Annotated in this window: 5 protein-coding genes and 1 pseudogene; 1 reads left to right on the forward strand and 5 read right to left on the reverse strand. The window is 70.7% G+C overall.

The window, feature by feature from the left end:
• Together AC2W7C_RS12800 and prmC are read right to left on the reverse strand one after the other, a co-directional pair.
• A partial coding sequence (locus AC2W7C_RS12800; protein ID WP_486001782.1) for a DUF4167 domain-containing protein occupies positions 1 to 575 on the reverse strand: 575 nt, incomplete at its 3' end.
• Between the two features lie 279 nt (positions 576 to 854).
• On the reverse strand, positions 855 to 1739 hold the full coding sequence (gene prmC / locus AC2W7C_RS12805; protein WP_486001783.1) for a peptide chain release factor N(5)-glutamine methyltransferase: 885 nt from the start codon (positions 1737 to 1739) through the stop codon (positions 855 to 857).
• A gap of 128 nt (positions 1740 to 1867) precedes the next feature.
• On the opposite strand from prmC, the gene AC2W7C_RS12810 reads away from it, so the two are divergent.
• Positions 1868 to 3064, forward strand: coding sequence for a YihY/virulence factor BrkB family protein (locus tag AC2W7C_RS12810; protein ID WP_486001784.1), 1197 nt, complete (start codon positions 1868 to 1870; stop codon positions 3062 to 3064).
• Here AC2W7C_RS12810 and prfA read toward each other — a convergent pair.
• The 3 genes and pseudogenes from prfA to AC2W7C_RS12825 form a co-directional block, all read right to left on the reverse strand.
• Positions 3061 to 4126 (reverse strand): annotated as a pseudogene (prfA, locus tag AC2W7C_RS12815) (peptide chain release factor 1). The gene AC2W7C_RS12810 and the pseudogene prfA sit on opposite strands and share 4 nt — an antisense overlap.
• Before the next feature lie 60 nt (positions 4127 to 4186).
• The gene (locus AC2W7C_RS12820) at positions 4187 to 4753 is read right to left on the reverse strand and encodes a DUF3108 domain-containing protein (RefSeq protein WP_486001785.1); all 567 of its coding nucleotides are present in this window, start codon (positions 4751 to 4753) and stop codon (positions 4187 to 4189) included.
• A gap of 199 nt (positions 4754 to 4952) precedes the next feature.
• Positions 4953 to 5676 (reverse strand): alpha/beta hydrolase family protein (locus tag AC2W7C_RS12825; protein ID WP_486001786.1); only part of this gene is annotated, 724 nt, incomplete at its 5' end.

The following is a 5676-nucleotide window of genomic DNA, read 5'->3' on the forward strand; positions in this document are numbered from 1 at the left end:
TCTCGGCGGCGGCCGCCTTCGCGGGGTTCGAAACTCGCCCTCGGCGCGGGGTTCGCGCGGCTCGCGGTCGTCGCGTCGCGCCATTCGCGGCGCGGCTGATCGCCCTGGCCGTTCTGACGATCGTTTTGGCGATCGTTCTGGCGGTCCTCGTTCTCGCGCTGGCGGGCTTCCTGCTGGGCGATCCGGTCGGCCTCGGCCTGGGCGGCGGCCATGATGGCGGCGGCCTGGGCGCCGGTTTCGTCCTCGAAGTCGATGTCGAAGCCCTGGCCGGCCAGTTCGCGCTGAGCGATCTCGGAGACCGAGCGCTGCGGCTGCAGGGCGCGCAGGACGCGGAAATAGTGTTCGGCGTGCTGGGTGTAGTTCTCGGCCAGGACGCGGTCGCCCGAGGCGCCGGCGTCGCGCGCCAGCTGCATGTAGCGCTCGTAGACGGTCTGGGCGTTGCCGCGGACCTTGATGTTCTCGGGGCCCTGGGAGTCCCAGGACCGATTCGGATTGGTGGCGTTGGCGTTGTTGCCGCCGCCGCCGGGCTTCCTGTTGCGTCCGCGCTGACGCTTCATGCCCTTGAAATCTCTCATCGGACGCTACCGTGCCTTGATGGTGAGGGCGGACCGGGCGCTTGAAGGCTCGGTGTCCGTCCGGGTGGTGTTCCGTCTCGGGCGGGGCCTATTCCCCGCTGGCGATGTGTTCGGAAATCCGCGCCTCCCCGTGGTCCGCCGGGCGACCGGCCCGACCGTCACTGGGTCCCGAGCGCGCGCGAGACAGGAACCTGAGGCGGTTCGAGGCGTGTGCTTGGGTGGGAGACGAAGGAGACTTAGCGCGGGACGGCGCGGTTTCCAAGGGGCTTGATGAAGGCCCTACATCTTCGGGATCGGGTTTGTCCTGGGATCCGGACCGTTGGTGACGACGCGGTCGCGGTCGGACAGGTCCTTGACGACGATCACATTCTCGAAGCCGGCCTGGTCGAACAGCGCCTTGACCTGAGCGCCCTGGTCCCAGCCGATCTCGACCGCGAAGGTCCCGCCGGGCCGGAGGATGCGCCGGATCTCGGGAGCCAGCTCGCGATAGGCCTCAAGGCCGTCGGGGCCGCCGTCCAGGGCCAGGTGAGGGTCATGGTCGCGAACCTCCGGATCCAGGCCCTGAATGTCGCCCGACGGGATGTAGGGCGGGTTCGACACGACCAGATCGAAGCTGTCGTCGCCGAAGCCGGAGGCCCACTCGGTGCGCAGGAAGGTCGCGCGGTTGTCGAGCTCCAGATTGACGGCGTTCTCGCGCGCCACGGCGATGGCCTCGAACGAGATGTCCGTGCCGACGCCGCGCGCGGCCGGCCGTTCGGCCAGGGTCGCCAGAAGGATCGCGCCGGACCCCGTGCCCAGGTCGATCATCTCGAAGGCCTGGTTCGGCTGGAAGGCCAGCATGACCACGTCCAGGATCGCCTCGGTGTCCGGCCGCGGACTGAGCACGTCCGGGGTGACGTTCAGCATGATCTTCCAGAAGCCCTTCTTGCCCAGGATGCGCGAGACGGGTTCGCGCTTCAGGCGGCGCTGGACGTAGCCGTCCAGGACGGCCTGCTGTTCGGGCGTCACCGGTCGATAGGGGTCGGTGAGGATGTCGGTGCGCGAGCAGCCGGCGGCGACTTCCAGCAGCAGGCGGGCGTCGATGGACGGGCTGTCGATCCGGCCGGCCTTCAGCTGGGCCTGCGCGGCCTTCCAGGCGGTCAGGAGGGTGGGTGTCTCGGTCATGCGCAGGCCTTGACGCGCCTCGCCGGTGATTTCAAGCGGAACGTCCGGTCAGCGGGGCCGTTGGAGGCGCGATGCAGCGGCGGTCGGGACCAGACGGGAGTTCGCGAGGCGGCCCGAGCCTGTGGGGCATGGCCGCGGCCGTCGTGGGCGGCCTGGCGGCCGGGGCCGGAGCCGCGCACCTGCTGTACACGCGCGGCCACAAGTACGGGCTGGAGCTTCGCCCGCCCCGGCCCGAGCCGCTTCCCCCCGCCCCGCCGACGCCGGAGGACTTCGAGAGCGACGAACCCGGCCGCGGCCGGATGGCGGGGCGGCCGGAGCAGATTCCGCACAAGGGCTGGGTCGACATCCTGTGGCGGACCGGCGCGTCCTACTTCGGCGACCGGGTGGGCTTCGTGGCGGGCGGGGTGACCTTCTTCGTGGTCCTGTCGCTGTTTCCGACGCTGGCGGCGTTCGTGACGATCTACGGCCTGTTCGCCGACCCCAGCGACGCCTGGAGCCGGCTGCAGTTCCTGTACTCGGTGCTGCCGGCGGGGGTCGCGGAGTTCCTGGGCGGAGAGATGGAGCGCTTGGCCGGCACCTCGACCGGCCAGCTGACCTTCACCCTGGTCTGGACGCTGATGCTGTCGCTGTGGACGGCGAACGGGGCGATCAAGGTGCTGTTCTACGGCGTGAACGTCGCCTACCACGAGGTCGAGAAGCGCAATCTGGTTCAGTACAACCTGTTGTGCATGGCCTTCACCCTGTCGGGCCTGGTGGCGGTGCTGCTGTCGGCGGCGATGGTGGTGGGCGTGCCGGTGGTCCTGGGCTTCCTGGGGCTGGCCGAGGAGTGGAACCACCTGGCGCCGCTGCGCTGGCCGATGCTGTTCCTGGTCTATGTGGCGGCGCTGACGGTGATCTACCGGTTCGGGCCCAGCCGGCGGCGGGCGCGCTGGCGCTGGCTGACGCCGGGGGCGATCTTCGCGGCCCTGCTGAGCCTGGGCCTGTCGCTGGGCTTCAGCTGGTACCTGCAGACCTTCGTGCGGACCGCCTCCTACGGTCCGCTGGCGGCGATGATGGGTTTTCTGCTGTGGACCTGGCTGACGGTGCAGATCGTGCTGATGGGGGCCGAGCTGAACGCCGAGATCGAGCACCAGACGGCGATCGACACCACCACCGGCCCGCCCAAGGCGATCGGCGAGCGCGGGGCGGTGATGGCCGACAGCGTCGGACCCCGGCGAGGCAATCCGGCGGCCCTGGCCTTTACCCTGAAGCATGCCGAGGCCCTGTCCGACAGGCTGTTGAGGCGGCGGATCCGCAAGGATCGGACGGCGGGGCGGGACGCCTAGCCGAACTCGGCCTCCAGGTCCGCCAGGCGGGCGGCCTGGTCCTCGGCGATCAGGGCGTCCAGCAGGGCGTCGAGGTCGCCTTCCAAGATCTGGGGCAGGCTGTGCAGGGTCAGGCCGATGCGGTGGTCGGTGACCCGGCCCTGCGGGAAGTTGTAGGTGCGGATGCGTTCCGAGCGGTCGCCCGAGCCGACCTGGGACTTGCGGGCGTCGGAGCGGGCCTTGTCCTTCTCCTGCCGCTGCATGTCGTAGAGGCGCACCCGGAGGTTCTTCATCGCCTTGTCGCGGTTCACGTGCTGCGACTTCTCGGACGAGGTGACCACGATGCCGGTGGGCAGGTGGGTGATGCGCACGGCCGAGTCGGTCTTGTTGACGTGCTGGCCGCCCGCGCCGGACGAGCGATAGGTGTCGATGCGCAGGTCCTGGTCGCGGATCTCGATCTCGACGTCCTCGACCTCGGGCAGGACGGCGACGGTGGCGGCGGAGGTGTGGATGCGCCCGCCGGCCTCGGTGGCGGGGACCCGCTGCACCCGGTGGACGCCCGATTCGAACTTCAGGCGGCCGAAGACGCCCTCCCCTGTCACCGTGGCGATGATCTCCTTGTAACCTCCGGCCTCGCCCTCGGTGGCGCTGTCGACCTCGACCCGCCAGCCGCGCGTGGAGGCGTAGCGAGAGTACATGCGGAACAGGTCGCCGGCGAACAGGGCGGCCTCGTCGCCGCCGGCTCCGGCCCGGGACCTCAGACGGCGGAGGCGTTCTCGTCGGCGTCGCGGGGGCCAGCAGCAGGGCGACCTCGCGCTCCAGGCCGGGCAAGAGGTCCTTCAGCGACTGGAGCTCCTCGGCGGCCATCTCGGCCATCTCCGGGTCCTCGGCCATGGCCTCCAGGTCGGCCATCTCGGCGCGGGTGCGGGCCAGGCCCTGGACCGCGTCGGCCACGGGCTTCAGCTCGGCGTGCTCTTTCGACAGGCGCACGATCTCGGCGCCGTCCGAGGCCGCGCCCATGCGCGCCTCCACCTCGTGGAAGCGGTCGAGCACCTGATCGAGCCGGGCCTGGGGAAGTCGCAAGGGTTTCTCCGGAAAGGGCCGTTCTCCTATCCGCCCCGCCCCGGCCTGTCCAATACGGCGTCAGTACAGCAGGGTTTTCCGGTGCAGCACCCCGTTCGGCGCCGGGCTTTCCATCCTGATCAGCTGCTGGGTCGACTTGGCCAGCCAGAAGCGGGCGATGGAGGCGCCGCCCGAGTTGTAGTCGGTCTGGACCACCCAGCAGTCGATCGACGCCCCGTCCGGCCCGGTCAGCACGGCCTGGTCGCCGACGCGCCAAAGGTACCGGGCCGGCGGGCCGCCCGCCGGATGATAGAAGGGGATGGAAACCGCGTAGCCCGGCGCCCAGGCCAGGGTCTGCAGCATCTCCATGTCGGTCTCGAAATTGTACATCGCCTCGGACGAGGGGACCGAGAAGTCGGCGCGGCTGTTGTCGGCCAGGCCCGCCAGGCCGGTGATGGCGTCCGGCGAGAAGCGGAAGCCCTCGACCACGCGGGTCCCGTCGCGGGTGGTGGCGCGCACGTGGGTGAAGGGCCGGAAGGTCCCCATCTCGAACACCGAATCCCGCTCGGCCAGCGACGGCGTCTGGCCGGTTCCGTCCAGCGCTGGACGATGCGCAGGCGGCGGCGCGTCGACGTCCTCGAAACGCACCTCGCGCCGCCAGACGCGACGGCGACGTGGGCCCCGTCCTTCTCGACGGAGCGCAGATAGGTCCGGGGGCCCGGCTTCAGCAGATCGAACCGGGGCAGCGCGCGCCCCACGACCAGCTGATCGACGTCCTCGGCGCGGGCCGCGCCGACCAGCGGCGTGACAGCGGCGGCGCCCAGGACCAGGCGGCGTGTCGGGTTCATCAGCGCTCTCCAGAAGGGCGGGCCAGCACTTCGCCGCGCCCCAGGCCGTGGCGCAACTGGCCGTACGCGGCCCAGTCCAGGACCGCCTGGATGTAGCCGTCGGAGTAGCGGATCTCCCGCTTCGCGCCGTCCGCGCCGCGCTGGAACTCGATGATGCCGTGATCGGCGTCCGGATACTGGAGCACGGTGATCGGCCGCCCCTGGGCCGCCAGGGCGGTCAGGCGTTCTCGCGTGCCCTCGACGGGCGCCTCGGTGTCGTCGGCGGCCAGGATCCAGAGCATCGGGGCGTCGACCGACCGCAGCGCCGGCATCGGATCGTAGTCCCACATGATGCCCCACTGGACCTGGGCCAGGAGGGCGGTGATCTCCTCGTTGGTCGACTTCAACAGCAGCGACGAGAAATCACCGCCGATGTCGCCCCACCAGGGCTCGGAGCCGTAGCGGGCGCGCAGGGCGTCGAGATCGGCGAAGCCGACCGCGCCGTTCGACTTCATGAAGGCGGCCGTCACGGCGTGGATCTCGTCGGCCTTGGCGATCACTTCGGGGCCCCAACCCTTGGCGGCCAGGTCCTGGCGCATCTCGCCCAGGTCCTCGGCGAGGACGCCCTCGGCCATGCCGAAACCGACGACGATGAAATCGACGGGCGTCTTGGTCGCCGCCAGGGGGGAGACCCAGCCGCCCTGGCTGCCGCCGTGCAGGCCGACCCGGCCCGCGCGGGCTCCG

Source organism: Brevundimonas sp. CURTG3B2_SDJG (assembly GCF_057364705.1).

Excerpts from the sequence above, each read along its gene's own strand:
- AC2W7C_RS12810 (WP_486001784.1), top strand. The coding sequence starts at position 1,868 with ATGGCCGCGGCCGTCGTGGGCGGCCTGGCGGCCGGGGCCGGAGCCGCG.
- prmC (WP_486001783.1), bottom strand. The coding sequence starts at position 1,739 with ATGACCGAGACACCCACCCTCCTGACCGCCTGGAAGGCCGCGCAGGCC.